General features: G+C 71.2%; 14 protein-coding genes. 6 read left to right on the plus strand and 8 right to left on the minus strand.

Annotated elements, in window-relative coordinates; genetic code table 11:
- Nucleotides 1-6 precede the first annotated feature (6 nt).
- The 4 genes from moeZ to AB0M47_RS17345 all read right to left on the minus strand — a co-directional run bounded on the left by moeZ (nt 7) and on the right by AB0M47_RS17345 (nt 6146).
- The gene (moeZ, locus tag AB0M47_RS17330; protein ID WP_253759806.1) at nt 7-1188 is read right to left on the minus strand and encodes an adenylyltransferase/sulfurtransferase MoeZ; all 1182 of its coding nucleotides are present in this window, start codon (nt 1186-1188) and stop codon (nt 7-9) included.
- 133 nt (nt 1189-1321) lie between these two features.
- Nucleotides 1322-2356, minus strand: coding sequence for a DUF3152 domain-containing protein (locus AB0M47_RS17335; protein WP_363414202.1), 1035 nt, complete (start codon nt 2354-2356; stop codon nt 1322-1324).
- Between the two features lie 227 nt (nt 2357-2583).
- Nucleotides 2584-3558 (minus strand): alpha/beta hydrolase, encoded by a 975-nt coding sequence (locus tag AB0M47_RS17340; RefSeq protein WP_363414205.1) that lies wholly within the window; start codon nt 3556-3558, stop codon nt 2584-2586.
- Complete coding sequence (locus AB0M47_RS17345) at nt 3555-6146, minus strand: hypothetical protein (RefSeq protein ID WP_363414208.1); 2592 nt, start codon at nt 6144-6146, stop codon at nt 3555-3557. The genes AB0M47_RS17340 and AB0M47_RS17345 overlap by 4 nt, the downstream gene beginning before the upstream one ends.
- A 134-nt stretch (nt 6147-6280) precedes the next feature.
- On the opposite strand from AB0M47_RS17345, the gene AB0M47_RS17350 reads away from it, so the two are divergent.
- Nucleotides 6281-6943 carry a TetR/AcrR family transcriptional regulator gene (locus tag AB0M47_RS17350; RefSeq protein WP_363414211.1) on the plus strand — a complete coding sequence of 221 codons (663 nt, stop codon included), beginning with the start codon at nt 6281-6283 and terminating at the stop codon, nt 6941-6943.
- A 131-nt stretch (nt 6944-7074) separates the two neighbouring features.
- Nucleotides 7075-7302 (plus strand): DUF3107 domain-containing protein, encoded by a 228-nt coding sequence (locus tag AB0M47_RS17355; protein ID WP_253759798.1) that lies wholly within the window; start codon nt 7075-7077, stop codon nt 7300-7302.
- 43 nt (nt 7303-7345) lie between these two features.
- Here AB0M47_RS17355 and AB0M47_RS17360 read toward each other — a convergent pair whose 3' ends face one another.
- Nucleotides 7346-7987 (minus strand): ferritin-like fold-containing protein, encoded by a 642-nt coding sequence (locus AB0M47_RS17360; RefSeq protein ID WP_363414214.1) that lies wholly within the window; start codon nt 7985-7987, stop codon nt 7346-7348.
- Nucleotides 7988-8264: 277 nt separating this feature from the next.
- Between AB0M47_RS17360 and AB0M47_RS17365 the strand changes: the two genes are divergently transcribed.
- From AB0M47_RS17365 to AB0M47_RS17375, 3 genes are all read left to right on the plus strand, one after another.
- The gene (locus AB0M47_RS17365; protein ID WP_363414217.1) at nt 8265-9833 is read left to right on the plus strand and encodes a DEAD/DEAH box helicase; all 1569 of its coding nucleotides are present in this window, start codon (nt 8265-8267) and stop codon (nt 9831-9833) included.
- 196 nt (nt 9834-10029) lie between these two features.
- The gene (locus tag AB0M47_RS17370; RefSeq protein ID WP_363414220.1) at nt 10030-10908 is read left to right on the plus strand and encodes a DUF4145 domain-containing protein; all 879 of its coding nucleotides are present in this window, start codon (nt 10030-10032) and stop codon (nt 10906-10908) included.
- Nucleotides 10871-11833, plus strand: coding sequence for a hypothetical protein (locus tag AB0M47_RS17375; RefSeq protein WP_363414223.1), 963 nt, complete (start codon nt 10871-10873; stop codon nt 11831-11833). Before AB0M47_RS17370 ends, AB0M47_RS17375 begins: the two co-directional genes overlap by 38 nt.
- A gap of 12 nt (nt 11834-11845) precedes the next feature.
- On the opposite strand, the gene AB0M47_RS17380 is transcribed toward AB0M47_RS17375, so the two are convergent.
- Together AB0M47_RS17380 and AB0M47_RS17385 are read right to left on the minus strand one after the other, a co-directional pair.
- A complete protein-coding gene (locus AB0M47_RS17380) occupies nt 11846-12196 on the minus strand; it encodes a hypothetical protein (RefSeq protein WP_363414226.1) in 351 nt (116 codons plus the stop codon).
- On the minus strand, nt 12193-12597 hold the full coding sequence (locus AB0M47_RS17385; RefSeq protein ID WP_363414228.1) for a VOC family protein: 405 nt from the start codon (nt 12595-12597) through the stop codon (nt 12193-12195). The genes AB0M47_RS17380 and AB0M47_RS17385 overlap by 4 nt, the downstream gene beginning before the upstream one ends.
- 42 nt (nt 12598-12639) lie before the next feature.
- Here AB0M47_RS17385 and AB0M47_RS17390 point away from each other — a divergent pair, with 42 nt between their 5' ends.
- Nucleotides 12640-13602 carry a WYL domain-containing protein gene (locus AB0M47_RS17390; RefSeq protein WP_363414231.1) on the plus strand — a complete coding sequence of 321 codons (963 nt, stop codon included), beginning with the start codon at nt 12640-12642 and terminating at the stop codon, nt 13600-13602.
- Here the strand turns inward: AB0M47_RS17390 and AB0M47_RS17395 are convergent.
- Nucleotides 13569-15830 carry a heavy metal translocating P-type ATPase gene (locus AB0M47_RS17395; protein ID WP_363414234.1) on the minus strand — a complete coding sequence of 754 codons (2262 nt, stop codon included), beginning with the start codon at nt 15828-15830 and terminating at the stop codon, nt 13569-13571. The genes AB0M47_RS17390 and AB0M47_RS17395 overlap by 34 nt on opposite strands.

Genomic DNA, 15830 nt, shown 5'->3' on the forward strand with positions numbered 1-15830 from the left:
AAAGCCCTAGTACACGGGAAGCGAAGGATCAATCTGCTTGATCCACGCCAACACGCCCCCCTGAACATGCACAGCGTTAGAGAACCCAGCAGCCTTCAGCGCCGCCAACGCCTCAGCAGACCGAACGCCAGACTTGCAGTGCAGAACGATCTGCCGATCCTGCGGCAGCTGCGCGAGCGCCTGCCCCGAGAGGATGTCCCCCTTCGGGATCAGCGTCGACCCCGGGATCCGCACGATCTCGTATTCGGCCGGCTCGCGTACGTCGACCAGGAAGATGTCCTTCCCGGCGTCCTGCCAGTCCTTCAGCTCCGACGCCGTGATCGTCGAGTTCTCGGTCGCGGCCTGAGCTTCGACCGACACCGCGCCGCAGAAGTCGTCGTAGTCTTCGAGCAGCTCGGTCTGGGTCGCGTTCTCGCCGCACAGGACGCAGTTCGGGTCCTTGCGTACCTTGATCTTGCGGTAGGTCATCTCCAGGGCGTCGTACACCTGGAGCGATCCGACCAGCGGCTCGCCGATCCCGGCCAGGAGCTTGATCGCCTCGGTGACCTGGATGGCGCCGATGCTGGCGCACAGTACGCCGAGGACGCCGCCCTCGGCGCAGCTCGGCACCATGCCGGGCGGCGGGGGTTCGGGGTAGAGGCAGCGGTAGCAGGGGCCGTGTTCGGCCCAGAAGACGCTGGCCTGTCCGTCGAAGCGGTAGATCGAGCCCCAGACGTAGGGCTTGCCGAGGAGGACGGCGGCGTCGTTGACCAGGTATCGGGTGGCGAAGTTGTCCGTGCCGTCCACGATCAGGTCGTACTGCCGGAAGATGTCGAAGACGTTCTCCCGGTCCACCGCGGTGTTGTGGATCTCGACCTGGACGTACGGGTTGATCTCGCGGATCGACGCGGCGGCCGATTCGGCCTTGGACCGGCCGACGTCGGACTGGCCGTGGATGATCTGGCGCTGGAGGTTCGACTCGTCCACGACGTCGAACTCCACGATGCCGAGGGTGCCTACACCCGCCGCGGCCAGGTACATCAGGGCCGGTGAGCCCAGGCCGCCCGCGCCCACACAGAGGACTCGGGCGTTCTTGAGCCGCTTCTGCCCCTCGACCCCGACGTCGGGGATGATCAGGTGGCGCGAGTAGCGGCGGATCTCATCGACCGAGAGCGACTCGGCCGGCTCGACCAGCGGCGGCAAAGACACGTTCTGCTCCTGCCTGCGATGCGTGATGTAGCGGCGACTTGGCCATTCTTGCTCGCGCCTGTGAATTCTGGCCATGACGTCTACCACGTGGGACGCGGGAATATATTCGCCCCCGGCGATCAACGCCTCGTCGTCACGGGATCGGCGGGCCGGCGTACCGCTTGCCGTCGATGTAGGGCCACGAGTTCGCGACGCAGCCCTTCAGCCCATACGTCTGCTGCTGCATGACCGGCGCGGTCTGTCCCCGGCCCGGGCACGCCTCGTGGTAGAGCCCCAGTTGGTGACCGACTTCATGGTTGATCGCGTACGCCTGGTAGACGTCGAGCGGCGCGTTGTAGTCCGGGATCGCGGTCAGCCACCGAGCGAGATTGATGATCACCTGGCCGCTGATCCGGCACGAGGTGAAGCGCTCGGTGTGCAGGCCACCGGCGGCGCACATCTTCTCCGAGGTCGCCGGGGTGGCCAGGTAGATCACGAATTCGTGGCTGGAGCCCTTGGGGACGCGCTGGAACTTGGTCTTGCCGCCGGCGATCCAGCTCCGGGAGTCGCCGAGGATCTTCTCGACCGCCGTGGCGAAGGCGGCCGCGTCCTGCCCGCTCTCGTCCTCGACGGCGATCTGATACTTCCGCAGCGTCCCGGCGGTGCCCAGCACCTTGCCGGTGCCTCCGGCGTACGCGAACGTGCCCGGACCGGTCTCGGGGACGCCGGTCGACTCGACAGTGGCGGTCGTGGCAGAGCCGGACGGGTCGGAGGCGGCGGCTGCCTTCGCCGAGACCGACGAGGACGGAGCCGGTCCCGGCGCCGACGGGCCCGCAGCGGTCTCGGTCGGTGACGAGGGGCTGCGCAGGAGCAACCCGGCGACCGAGCCGACCAGGATGACCAGGACCGCCAGCGCCAGAACGCGACGGCGACGCATCTGGGCGCGACGACGGGCGGCCCGGCGCTGCGCCCGGGGTCCGGGCTGGCGGGACGCCGTCTCCCGATACGGACCGCCGTCCCGAGGAGAAGAACCGTCCCGAGGAGGGCCCCCGTCGAACTGCGGGGCGTACGCGTCCGAGGAGCGGGAAGCCGGCCGCTCGCGCAGGCCGGTACGCCGTGACCGGGCGGACTCCTGGCGAGGGTAGTACTGCTCCGGCTCGGTGGGCGGGTGCCGGCGATCGTGGCTCATGACGCGCTCCAGACTGCCATAGATCTGAGGAGATCAGGCGCATCGGGCTCGAACACACGAAGATTCGCACTCGTCGTGACCGCTCGCGTACCCAACGCCGCCCGCGAGACCACAGCGCAGCACGCCAACCCAGTGCCACAACCCAGCGCCACAAAGCAAAGCACCCCAGCGCGACACAGCAAAGCACCGCAGCGCGACACAGCAGAACAGCCCGACGAGAGGTCGGATCATCCAGGGTGGCGCGACAACCCGGCATGCCCGAGTGAGACCGAGTCGAGCAGCCCGAGGATCGCGCGAGCGACCACTCTCGGGACCTCCATCTGGGCGACGTGCCCGACCTCGGGCAGCAGCAACAGCCGGGTGTCCGGAATGGTCCGAGCCACTCGGGAGACCACGCGGACGTCGACGAGCCGGTCGCGCAGTCCGGCGATGACCAGCGTCGGCACGGTGATCCGCCGAGCCATCGCCCACAGTGATCCGGCGCCGGGCAGCTGCGCCCGCAGGAACGACAGGACGAGTCCCCGCATCGTCCCCGTGTACGCGCTCGCGAAATGCTGCACCTCGGACCGCCGACGCGCCTCCTCGACGGCTTCGGCGAGCCGTTGCGGCGGGACGGCGTCCGGATCCGCGAAGCAGGCCTTGAGCACTTCGGCGGCGAGCTGCTCAGGCGGGATCGCCGCCATCTGCCGGGCGGCCAGCCGGTCCACCCGGGGCAGGGCGAGGAACGGCACGACGCGGCCTTGCAGGGACCGTCGCGGATCGAGGAACGGCATCGCCGGGGAGATGAGGGTGAGCGTGCGGACGAGATCGGGCCGCAACGCCGCCACGCGTACGCTCACCGAACCGCCGAGGGAGTTCCCGATCAGGTGCACCGGACCACGGTCGGTCTGTTCGATCAGGGCGATGACGCAGTCGGCCAGCGCGCGCTGGGAGTATCGCCGGGCCGGATCGCTGTACCCGAAGCCGGGCAGGTCCACCGCGAGCCCGTCGACGCGCGGTGTGAGCAGCCCGGCGAGGTCGGTCCAGTTCTGCGAGGAGCCGCCGAGCCCGTGGACGTAGAGCGCCGGTTCGGCGCCGGGCGACGGAGTCGAGCGGACGAAGACCGACCGGCCGTCGAGCTGGACGGCGTGACCAGGCCAGGGCGGTACGGGCGGGCCGCCGGGAGGCAGCTCGTCGTCCTCGGCGAGGACGGCGCGTTTCATGGCAGCAGGGCGCTCAATCGTCGGTTGACCGCCGCCAGCGTCGCGCGTACGACCGCCTGCCGGGGGTCGCCGGAGACCAGGGCGGACCCGGCCAGCTGCTCGACCCAGCCGTCGCAGACCAACAGCACCACCACGACGGCGACCTCACAGCTGCCCATCGGGAGGATGGCCGCCTGCTCGACGTAGCAGTGCCCGCGGGTCTGCCCGTCGGCGGACTCGCTGAGCAGCTCGTCGACCGCGTTGGCGGCGGCCGCCGCACACAGCCGCAGGACGTAGCCGTCGACCGCCGGGCCGTTGGAGACGCCGAGCGCCACCCGCTCCCCGGCGACGAGGCGTACCTCGACGGTGGCGTCCAGGCCGAACGTGCTGACCTGCACGTGGTCGAGGACCACCCGGGACGCCTCGGCGGGCGGGGTGAGGGCCGGCGAGCGGCCGGGTTCGGGCTGTTCGTCGGGCCGGCCGAACCGGTCTCCGCCGGGGCGGAGCTGATCCGGATAGCGGCCCCGCATGGTCACCGGGTGGCGGCGTCGCGGCTCCCGAGGCGCCGCGCTCGCCGGGATCAGTCCTGGTGGCAGCGGCGGGTTCGTCCCGCGCTGGGAGGGCGGGATCGGCGTCCGCTCGATCGGTCCGGCGTGCTGCGCGGGCACCGGCCGGCGCGGCGACTCCTCAGTCGCGGGCGGCGCGGGCTCCGGCGTAGGCATCGGAGTCCGTGCCGCAGACGCGGGTGGGCCCGAAGCCGGTGGGCCTGAAGCTGGTGGGCCCGAAGCCGGTCGGGCGGAAGCCGGTAGGCCTGAAGCTGGTGGGCCCGAAGCCGGTCGGGCGGAAGCCGGTGGGTCCGAAGCCGGCGGTGCGGTCGGAGCCGGCCGCGCGGGCGGCTCGGCGACCAGGCCCATCCGCTCGTTCAGCATCCGCGCGACCACCCGGCTGACATAGGCCGGGTCGGACCCGTCGGCGAGGTCGAGTCGCAGCGTGTGGCCGCCGGTCGCGGTCGCGCGCAGCTGGGCGTCCCGGACCCCGGGCACGTCCCGGACGGCGGACAGCACGGTCGCCACGTCGAACCCGTCCGGCCGATCGGACGGCGGCAGGTCGTCGCGGCGCAGGCCGGACGCGATGCGCGACAGGGCTGGAGCGGGCGCGGGCGGTTCGGTGTTCGGCTCGGGAATGCGCGGCACGTCCGGTTCGGACGGAACCCGCTGCGGCAGGCCGTGGCCGACCTCGCCCCGATCGCGCGCCACCGGGGACGGCGGCGGGTCGGCCGGGGTCCGGTGGTCCGGCTGACCTGGCTGACCCGGCTGCTCGTACGGCGGTTGCGGCCGTGGGTGGTTCGCCAGCGGCTGCGGTTCGCGCTGCGGCAGGTCCCGCGGCGGCGTCGGACGCATGGGCAGATCACGCGGCGAAAGGTCACGCGGTGGAACATCCCGCGGCGGCGCGTCCCGCGATGGTCCTATGTGGTCGGTCGGCTCGCCCGGCGGCAGGTAGGCGGCCGGAGCCGGCACTCGCAGTCCCGGGGGCGCCGCCGGCCGGAGGTCGCCCGGATCCAGTCGCTCGGCCTGGCCGCGGGGCGGCTCCGGGTCCATCGGCACGATCGGCTCCGCCCGGTGGTACGCGGGCAGCAGGATCCCCGTCGGCGATGGCTGCGCGACCTCACTGGCCGAGACCTGCGCCCGATCCTGGGCGTACGCCTCCGCCCCCGGATGCCCCGGGCTGAGCGCGGCCGGGCGGGCGACCGGGTCAGGGACCGGCGCGGGCGCCACGACCGGCTCCAGCGTCGGCGGCGCAGCCGAGGGCGGCGGAGCAGGCGGCAGCGGGTTCGAGGCGGCGGGCGGATACGTCGACGCACGAGGGGCCGGTGGCGCGGACGGCACCGAGGGGACCTCCAGCAGGCGGGCGAACGGACTGGGCGTCCCTGGGGACGGGGTCGACCCGTTCAGGGCGGGACCGGCCGCGACGTGCGGTACGCCGTCGGCCGGGGACGGCTCCGCGAACAACGGCGGGTCCGGGAACTGCGCTGTTTCTGTGTACTGCGGTGGCTCCGCGTACTGCGGTGGCTCTGTGTACCGCGGTGGCTCCGGGTACTGCGGGGCTTCTGCGTACTGCGGTGTCTCGGCGTACTGCGGTGGCTCCGGATAGCTCGGCGGCTCCGCGTAACGCGGTGGTTCGGGATAGCTCGGCTGCTCCGCACGCTGCGGCTGGGGGTAGTCGGAGTCGGCGTAGCGCGATGGCGGTGCCAGTGGCTGGATCATTCCGTCGTCGGCGGGGAATCCGGCGAACTCGCCGTTCCGGGAAGGCATCGGTCCGTCCAGCGCGTCTTCGTCCTCGGGCAGTTCGACCTGGTGCGGCGGGCGTACGCCGGCCTCGGCGAGAAGTTCGGCATAGCGGGGCGGGGTCTGCGCTCGGGCGTGGTTCAACGCGTCCATGCCCCGCCGCCAGGCGGGCACGACGGAATCAGCCTCCGGTTCCAGCGCGGAGCCCGCGCCGGACCAGCCTTCGCCCCAGCCCTCGGCGGGAAGCTCGCCATGTCCGTTCACATGGCCGTTCCCAGTGCCGTTGGCGGGTGCGCTGCTGCCCGATTGTCCTGTTACGTCCACCGTGCGCTCCTCGGTAGCCCATGGGTGAGGCTACCTTGTTAGGGGAAGCGCGATAAGTTGCAACGGCGGGAGAATTTCCGCCGACGAAGCTGACGACACGCGCGGGGCGAGCGTGTACGGAGAGGACGGGATCTATGGCACCGGCGACGAGTGGCACGCGGGCCGCGGGCCGACCGACCCGGATGCCGAGGTCCGCCCGGCGTTCGCAACTGCTGGCGGCGGCGCAGGACGTCTTCGTCGCCCAGGGGTATCACGCCGCCGCGATGGACGACATCGCGGAGCGGGCCGGCGTCTCGAAACCCGTGCTATACCAGCACTTTCCCGGAAAACTCGAACTTTATCTGGCCTTGTTGGACACCCATTGCGACGCGATCATCGCCAAGATCCAGTCGGCGATGCAGGCGACCACGGACAACAAGGAGCGCGTCCGGGGCGCGACGCACGCGTACTTCGACTTCGTCTCCCACGAGTCCGAAGCGTTCCGCCTGGTCTTCGAATCAGATCTGCGCAACGACCCGGCGGTTCGTGAGCGTGTCGAGCGTGTCGAACAGGCCTCGGTCGAGGCGATCACCGCGACGATCATGGCCGACACCTCCGTCGACCGGGCGCGGGCGGAGATCCTGGCGGCCGGCCTGACCGGGATCTCGCAGGTCGCCGCCCGCTACTGGCTGACCGGCGGCCGGGAGATCGCGCAGGAGGAGGCCGAGCGGCTGATCTCCGCGTTGTCCTGGCGCGGCATCGCCAGCTTCCCGCTCAGCGGTGACCACGCCGGCGACCACGGCGAGGATTCCGTCTGAGGAATCCCGGCCGCGGAATCCGCCTCCGGCGAACACGGTGTCACGGAGCCGAATCCGGCTGACATCCCGCGATAGTGTTTCGACAAACGGCGGCCGATGGCCGTCGCGCGCAACCGAGGAGGGACCCGTCCGTGGAGGTCAAGATCGGAGTGCAGTTCGCGGCCCGCGAGCTCGTGCTGGAGAGCACCCAGTCGCCGGCGGAGGTGGAGCAGCTGGTGACCGAGGCGCTCGCGTCCGACTCGGGCGTGCTGGCCCTGACCGATGACAAGGGGCGCAAGGTCATCGTGCCGGTAGCGAAGCTGGCGTACATCGAGATCGCCGAGGCGCAGACGCGCCCGGTCGGCTTCACCCCGCGCTGACCCATCTGTCCAACTGAGCCCGCGCCGGGAAGCCGACGCGGGCTCAGTTGTTGAGCCCGACAGCGGCCATCCGTTGGGCGTGCGCCTGCTTGAGCCGGGTGAACAACTGCTCCCCCACCTCCGCGTCGCCGAGCAGCGCGACAAGATCGCCGTGTTCGGCCGCGACTCGGGCGGCCTGGGACAGCGCCTCGCCCACCAGCCGCCGGGCCCACATCGAGAGCCGATTGGCGATCTTGGGATCGGCCGCGATCGCGCTGCGAATCTCGCTCGCCGCGAACTCGTCGTACGCGTCGTCGTGCAACACCCGCAGGACGAGGTCCCGGTCGGGCTCGTCGAGGTGTTCGGCGATCTCCCGGAAGAAGTCGTCGGCGATCCCGTCCCCGATGTACGCCTTGGTCAGCGCCTCGAGCCAGTCGGTCGGCTCGGTCGCCTCGTGGTAGGAGGCCAGCGCGCCGAGGAAGGGGCTCATCGCCTCGGCGGGGTCGATCCCGGCCGACGCGAGCCGGTCGGCGATCCGCCGATGGTTGGCGATCTCGACCGCCGCCATCTCGCAGAGAACCGCCCGTCGGTGCAGGTCGGGGGCGAGCCGGGCGTCGGCCGCCATCCGGTCGAAGGCCAGCAGTTCGGCGTACGCGAGCATGCCGAGGAGGTCCCGGCAGCCGGAGGGGAGTGTGTTCTCGGACACGTTTGGCACCCTACAGCGCGAACGGCGTCTTGTGATCACGTGACTACCCAGTGCGCGGAACGCCCTGTTCGGCGTACGATATAGATGTTGTCGCAGGCCGCTCCGGCCTGCGACCCGCATGCGGCCCCCGGGCCTGCCGGTTGATTGATCAGCCTGGCGCACGGGTGCGGCCCACGCGAACCGCAGGCGCAGACCTGACCGCGCCGAATACACAGCGCGCCCCATACCAGAAGTGCTTTGCAGCAGGGGCGCAATAGAGAGGGCACCCCACAACTCCATGAGCACCACTTCTACCTTTGCTGACCTGGGCGTCCGCCCGGAGACCGTTGCCGCGCTCAGTGAGATCGGCATCACTCACGCGTTCGCCATCCAGGAGTACGCGCTGCCCATCGCGCAGCGCGGCGCCGACCTGATCGGGCAGGCCCCGACGGGTACCGGCAAGACGTTCGGCTTCGGCCTGCCGCTGGTGGACCGGGTCGTCAGCCCCGAGGAGGGCGGCGACGGAGCACCGCAGGCGCTGGTGGTCGTCCCGACCCGGGAACTCGGTCTCCAGGTCGCCAAGGACCTGGCCGCCGCCGGCAAGCTCCGCGGCGTCCGCGTCCTGCCGATCTACGGCGGCGTCGCGTACGAGCCGCAGATCGACGCGCTGAAGAAGGGCGTCGAGATCCTCGTCGCCACCCCGGGCCGGTTGCTCGACCTGATCAAGCAGAAGCACCTCAAGCTCAACAGCGTCTTCGCGATCGTGCTCGACGAGGCCGACCGCATGCTGGACCTGGGCTTCCTCGAGGACGTCGAGAAGATCCTCTCGATGCTGCCCGAGCAGCGCCAGACCATGCTCTTCTCGGCGACCATGCCGGACGCGATCGTGGCCTTGTCCCGCCGCTTCCTGCACTCGCCCATCACGGTGCACGCCGGTCACTCCGAGGAGCCGGGCGTCAGCCCGCAGACGAAGCAGTTCGTCTACCGCACGCACTCGCTGAACAAGCTCGAGATGCTGGCCCGCATCCTCCAGGCCAAGGACCGTGGCCTCACCATGGTCTTCAGCCGGACCAAGCGCAACTGCGACCGGGTCACCGAGGACCTCGACTTCCGCGGGTTCGCCGCGGCGGCCGTCCACGGCGACCTCAACCAGGGCGCTCGGGAGCGGGCTCTGCGCGCGTTCCGCGCCGGCAAGATCGACGTCCTCGTCGCGACCGACGTCGCGGCCCGCGGCATCGACATCGCCGCGGTCACCCACGTGATCAACTTCGACTGCCCCGAGGACCCCGAGACCTACGTCCACCGCATCGGGCGGACCGGTCGCGCGGGCGCCACCGGCGTCGCGGTCACGTTCGTGGACTGGGAGGACATGCCGCGCTGGCGGATCATCGACAAGACGCTCGAGATCGGCGAGCCCGAGCCGCGCGAGACCTACCACACCTCCGAGTGGCTCTACTCCGACCTCGACATCCCGGCTGACGCCGCCGCCACCCTGCCGTCCGCGCAGCGGTCGCGGGTCGGCCTGGCCGCCGAGAAGGAGGAGGACCTCGGGGGCGGCCGCCGCGGTCAGCGTCCGGTCCGTGGCCGGTCCCGCCGCTCCGCCACTGGTACGCGAGACGCAGCGCCCGTCGAGGCCCCGGTGGCCGACGGCGAGCCCGACGAGCGCGAACCGCGCCAGCGTCGCCGTCGCCGCAACGGCGAGGTGGTCAAGGGCGACGCGACCCAGATCCTGTTCTCCGACCCGTCTGGCCCGTCCGCACCGGACCCCGTCGCGGCTGCTACCGGCTCCGCCGACGGCCCGGCCAAGGCTCGCCGCCGTCGCCGTAGCCCGCGCAAGCCGGGTTCGGCCGCCACCACCACCGACTGACACCAGGCAGGCCGCCGACCGGCGGCACCGACACGGAATCCGTTACACATTGGAAGATGTGTAACGGATTCTCTTTGTCAGCCGGGTACTGCCTCGACAGCCGTCGACCCTTCCACTGTCTTCGATCCGACACTCACATAGGACAGTCGGGCGGATAGTCTGGACGGCTTTACTCGATTTCGGGACGGAGGCAACAATGGCGCCGCACACCAGCGATATCATCGGCCGCTCGCTGAACTTCGGCTATCTGATCCGGCATGATCCGCTGCTCGCGTACGACGGCGCCAGTGCCGAGTCCTACATCTTCGAGGACCCCGACAGCTCCCTGATCCGGTCCCGGCGTTTCGCGGACCGCCTCGCGCAGATCGTTGCCGGGGCGCTCCGGGTAAGTCTGCCCAGACCAGCCACCTTGAGCCGGAAGATCGAGGCGCTCCAGGAGGCGAAGGCCATTTCTGGTGCCGTACTCCGTGCTTTCGAGCGCGTTCGCGACACCGGCACGGATGCGGCGCACGACCGGGCCGGCGACGCCTATGTGGCGCTCCGTCGCGTGCACGACTGCTTCGAACTCGGACTCTGGTACCACAACCTGGCGACCGGCCAGAACATCGGCCGCGCGTTCGTGCCCCCGCGTACGCCGGATTCGCCGGCGGCGCCCGTCGACGATCCACGGCTGACCGAGATCCAGATGATGCTCGCCGCGTTCGGACGCCGCATCGTGGCGGTGGAACTGCGAACGTCGGCGGACGCACTGGAACGAGCCGAAGCCCTGGCGGCGGCGTTGACCACCGCGCAGACGACCCTCGCGGGCGAGTTGTCGGCGAGTCGCGGGGACGTCGACAAGGTGACGAGTCGCCTTGAGGAAGGGTTCGAAGAACGGCTTGCGGCCCGCAGGCACGCCACCGCCGGCCGTCGCGCTGAGCTGGAATCGAATATCGCCGAAGCGGGCGCCATCGCCGAGCGCGACTACCAGGACCTCGACGCCGTCCTTCACCGGCTGTCCGCGCCGAAATCGCCGGTGGGCGTGGGAAACTTCCAGCGTGGAGACGGTTCACGGGGTCCTGATCGCGCTCGCTGAGCGGTATTCGTTCGCCGACGTCGCCGCGCTCGTCGCGCAGCGGGCCGACCCCGAGCTGAGCACTCGGGAGATCGCTCAGGTGCAGCAGCTGTGCGTCTTCGGCCAGCGTCTGCTGGATCTGGACGCGGAGGACTTCGGCGAGGAACACGTCCCGGCCGATCTGCGTACGCGGGCATTGGCGTGCCGGATGCCGCAGGCACCCGGCGAGGCCGACCGGGGGGCGCTGGCCTCGCTGCGTCCGGCGTACGCCCTGCTGCTGGAGGTCATCGCGGCCCGCTGGGAGCGCCGGGAGATGACCGGGGTGGTGGCCGCCGTCCACATCGTCAGCGAGTACGCCCCGCTGCTGGTGTGGGAGCAGGTCTTGGGGCACGCGGGCGACCCGGCGCGCCTGCCGCCGGACGTACGCGGGGAGCACAGCCTCTGGGGTGAGGACACGCGCGAGTGCCCGCAGACGAAGGCGGAGAAGTCGGCGGCGCTGCGGTCGCTGAAGGTGGCGCATGAGCCGCCGAGCGGTTGGCGGGCGTACCTTGATCGACTGCATTCGATCACGTCGCACGCGTTCGGCGTCTGCGCCGCGGCGTGTCCCCGGCCTTGTTCGGTGCTGCTCCGGCACAGCCGGGCCGAGATCGAACTGCTCGGCAACGGCTGCAAGCTGGCGACCACGCTCACCGATTCCGGCCTGGTACGCCTCCGGCACGCGGCACCGGTCGGCCACGGATTCGGGGTGCCGTCCCGGGACGAGGTGCTGACGGCGTGGGAGCGGGGCCGGCCGGCGTTGGCCAGGCACGCCCCGGCGGTCGCCGAGCCCGACGGCTATCCGCTGCCGGGGTTCACCGCCTTGATCAGTGCCTTGGCCGGTACGCCGATCCACCCGTCGACGCTGCTCGCCGACACCGCCCGCGAACTGGCCCTCGCCCTCAAGTAGCGAAGGCCGCCCTCAACTGGGCCACCGTCCGTCGGCCTGGGCGGCGTCGACCTCGGCCTGGCCGGGCGGCCGCATGCGGCCTTCGGCGGTCAGCTTCGCAACGAGGTCCTTGTTGACCTGCGACCACGGGCTCCGGGGTCGCCGCCGCGAATACCGCTGGAGGAAGAAGTCCTGGTCGAGCGGCTTGCGGTGGCTGCTGATCCAGCCGTAGCAGAGCCCGACCTCGACCGCGTCCATGTTCGACAACGTGCGGTGCGCCGAGCCTTTCTTGGCGATCTTCAGCCAGATCGCCTCCGCCTCGGCGTGGTGCTCGTCGAGCCAGCCGGCGAACGCGTCCGCGTCGACGAAGATCAGCGGATTCACGCCGCACCGCCCATGGACGACAGGATCTCGACGTAGTGCTTGTTCGACATGACGCCAAGGATGTTGCCGAACGGGTCGACGACCGACGCCGTGACGAAGCCCGGACCCCACTCGCGTACGCCTTGGTATTCGGTCGCGCCCATGGCCAGCAGCCGGGCGAAGACTCCGTCGAGGTCGTCGACGTGCCAGTACGCGATCACGCCGCTCGGCGTACCGGCGGGCGGGCCGAAGCGCCTGTCGATGATGCCCAGCTCGTGCTGGTAGTCGCCGATGCGGAACTCCCGGTAGCCGTCCCGCGAGAAGTAGGGCTCCACGCCGAGCAGGTCGGCGTACCACTGGGCGGCGGCGTCGAGGTCGTCGGCGAAGAGGCTGATGGTGGCGAGTCCGCGAAGTGTGCTCATGGATACCAGGTTAGAAGGCCTTGTGGAACGTATGATTCCTCAATGCTGGAGACTTCGGTCCGACTTCTGCGGTTGCTGGCCCTGCTGCAATCGCGCCGCGACTGGTCCGGCGCGGAGCTGTCCGCCCGCCTGGAGGTCACCGGCCGGACCGTACGCAACGACGTCGAGCGGCTGCGCATCCTCGGCTATGAGATCCACTCCAGCACCGGGATCACCGGCGGCTACCGGCTCAGCCCCGGCAAGACCGTGCCGCCGCTGCTGCTGGACGACGAGGAGGCGGTGGCCGTCGCGGTCGGGCTCAGCGCCGCCGCCGCGGGTTCGGTCGCGGGGATCGAGGAGCCGTCGGTACGCGCCCTGGCGAAGCTTCAGCAGACCCTGCCGACCCGGCTGCGCGGCCGGGTCGACGCCGTACGCCGGGCGACCGTGTTCGCGGCGGGCGGCGGACCGGCGGTGGACCCGCAGAACCTGACGATCGTCGCCGCCGCGATCCGCGACCATGAGCGGCTGCGGTTCGACTACACCGGGCACTCCGGCGACACCACCCGGACCGTGGAGCCGCAGCGGCTCGTCTACACCGGACAGCGGTGGTACCTGCTGGCCTGGGACCTCGACCGGGACGACTGGCGTACCTTCCGGGCGGATCGGATCACGCCCCGGCCACCGGCCGGTCCCCGGTTCACGCCGCGCGAGCTGACCGACGAGGAGGCGACCGACCGCGTACGCCGTGGGGTGGGGTCGCTGGCCTGGCCGTATCAGGCGGAGGTGCGACTGCACGCGCCGGCGGCGGCGCTGGCCGGCCGGATACCGCCGGAGGCAGGCCTCCTCGTCCCGATCGACGAGCAGACCTGCCTCTTCCAGACCGGCACGGGTTCGCTGCTCGGCCTGGTCACCTTCGTCACGAAGCTCGGGGTCGGGTTCACCGCGGTCAACCCGCCCGAGCTTCGCGAGCTGCTGAGCAGCCTGGCGACGACTTACGCGGCGGCCGCCGAGCCGCCCCGCGAGTAGCCGCGGCTGTCACTCTTGAACCGGAACAGGCGCAGGCTGTTCAGCACCACGAAGATGCTGCTGAAGGCCATCGCCAGCCCGGCCAGCACCGGCGTCACCAGGCCGAGGGCGGCCAGCGGGATCAACACCAGGTTGTACGCGAACGCCCAGAACAGGTTCTGCTTGATGTTGCGCAGGGTCGCCCGCGACAGCCGGATCGCGTCCACGGTGGCCGTGAGGTCGCCCCGGACCAGCGTCAGGTCGGCCGCCTCGATCGCGGCGTCGGTGCCGGTGCCCATCGCGAGGCCGAGGTCGGCCGCGGCCAGGGCGGCGGCGTCGTTGACCCCGTCGCCGACCATCGCGACGACGGCGCCACGCTGCTGGAGTTCCCGGACCGCGTCGACCTTCCCCGCCGGCAGTACGCCCGCCACCACATCCTCGGCGGGGATGCCGACCTGCTCGGCGACGAGGCGAGCCGGACCGGCCGCGTCGCCCGTGAGCAGCACTGGACGCAGGCCTTCCTGGCGCAGCGCCGCGATCGCGGCGGCCGAGGTCGGCTTGACCGTGTCGGCGACGTAGACCCAACCCGCGAAGATCCCGTCGACGGCGACGGCGACCGAGGTCATGTCCTCGCGCGCGCCCCCTTCGGGCACCGTCACGCCGTTGTCGGACAACAGCGCGGCCCGGCCGACGAGGACCGTCCGGCCGTCGACCACACCCGACGCCCCGAGCCCGGGCAACGCCGTGAAGTCGGCCACTCCGGACAGGTCCGGGGTCGCTGCCGCGACGGCTCGCGCGATGGGGTGCTCACTGGCCTGTTCCAGGCTTCCGGCGTACCAGAGGAGCTTCTCGGCGGTGAACCCCTCGGCGGGCGAGAGGCCGGCGAGGGCCATGACACCCGTGGTGACCGTGCCGGTCTTGTCGAGCAGGATCGTGTCGACGCGGCGGGTGGATTCGAGGACCTCCGGCCCGCGGATCAGTACGCCGAGCTGCGCGCCGCGCCCGGTGCCGACGAGCAGCGCGGTCGGCGTGGCCAGGCCGAGCGCGCACGGGCAGGCGACGATCAGGACGGCGACCGCCGCGGTGAACGCGGCCGTGACGTTGCCGGTGACCGCGAGCCAGCCGACGAACGTGCCGAGCGCGATGAGGATGACGGCCGGGACGAAGACGGCGCTGATCCGGTCGGCGAGCCGCTGGACCGGTGCCTTGCCCGACTGGGCCTCGGTGACCAGCTTGGCGATCTGGGCGAGCTGGGTGTCGGCGCCGACCCGCGTGGCCCGGACGATGAGCCGCCCGCCCGCGTTGACGGTCGCGCCGACCACGTCGGACCCCGGCCCGACCTCGACCGGGACGCTCTCGCCGGTGAGCATGCTGGCGTCGACCGCGCTGGCGCCCTCGACGACGACGCCGTCGGTGGCGATCTTCTCGCCGGGCCGGACGACGAAGACGTCGCCGACCTTGAGCTGGGCGGCCGGGACCGTCCGCTCCTTGCCGTCGACCAGCAGGGTGGCCTGCTTCGCGCCGAGGTGGAGCAGGGCACGCAACGCCGAACCGGCAGTACGCTTCGCCCGGTGCTCGAACCAGCGCCCGGCCAGCAGGAACGTGGTCAGCGCGGCGCCGACCTCAAGGTAGAGGTGCTGTTCGGTGACGGACCCGGCGAACAAGTCGAGCCGCATCCTCATCCCGGTCATCCCCGCGTCGCCGACGAAGAGCGCGTAGAGGCTCCACAGGAAGGACGCGGCGACACCGAGGCTGATCAGGGTGTCCATGGTGGCCGTGGCGTGGCGCGCGTTGAGCAGCGCCGCGCGGTGGAACGGCCAGGCGCCCCAGGTCACGACGGGGGCGGCCAGGGTGAGCGCGGCCCACTGCCAGTTGGGGAACTGGAGGGCCGGGATCATCGAGAGCAGCACGACCGGGATCGACAGCGCGATGCTGCCGACGAGTCGCTGGAACAGCGGGTCGTGCTCGGGCGTCTCGGCGGTGTCGGCCGGTTCGGCGACCTCGGGCTCCGGCGGCGTCGCCGTGTATCCGGTCGCCACGACCGTCGCGACCAGGTCGTCCACGGTCACCGCCGGCTCGTACGAGACGTGCGCGGTCTCGGTCGCGAAGTTCACCGACGCGGTCACGCCGGGCAGCTTGTTGAGCTTCTTCTCGACGCGGCCGGCGCAGGTGGCGCAGGTCATCCCGCCGATGCTCAGCTCGATGACACTGAGGTCGTTGACGCTGCGGGCAGCGTTCCGCGGTTGCAT

This window comes from Hamadaea sp. NPDC051192 (assembly GCF_040682475.1).
GTDB lineage: Bacteria > Actinomycetota > Actinomycetes > Mycobacteriales > Micromonosporaceae > Hamadaea > Hamadaea flava.

What these genes read in the sequence shown, in the direction of transcription:
- AB0M47_RS17335 (WP_363414202.1), bottom strand. Translation starts at nt 2,356, where the DNA reads ATGAGCCACGATCGCCGGCACCCGCCCACCGAGCCGGAGCAGTACTAC.
- AB0M47_RS17340 (WP_363414205.1), bottom strand. Translation starts at nt 3,558, where the DNA reads ATGAAACGCGCCGTCCTCGCCGAGGACGACGAGCTGCCTCCCGGCGGC.
- AB0M47_RS17350 (WP_363414211.1), top strand. Translation starts at nt 6,281, where the DNA reads ATGGCACCGGCGACGAGTGGCACGCGGGCCGCGGGCCGACCGACCCGG.
- AB0M47_RS17365 (WP_363414217.1), top strand. Translation starts at nt 8,265, where the DNA reads ATGAGCACCACTTCTACCTTTGCTGACCTGGGCGTCCGCCCGGAGACC.
- AB0M47_RS17370 (WP_363414220.1), top strand. Translation starts at nt 10,030, where the DNA reads ATGGCGCCGCACACCAGCGATATCATCGGCCGCTCGCTGAACTTCGGC.
- AB0M47_RS17385 (WP_363414228.1), bottom strand. Translation starts at nt 12,597, where the DNA reads ATGAGCACACTTCGCGGACTCGCCACCATCAGCCTCTTCGCCGACGAC.
- AB0M47_RS17390 (WP_363414231.1), top strand. Translation starts at nt 12,640, where the DNA reads ATGCTGGAGACTTCGGTCCGACTTCTGCGGTTGCTGGCCCTGCTGCAA.
- AB0M47_RS17395 (WP_363414234.1), bottom strand. Translation starts at nt 15,830, where the DNA reads ATGCAACCGCGGAACGCTGCCCGCAGCGTCAACGACCTCAGTGTCATC.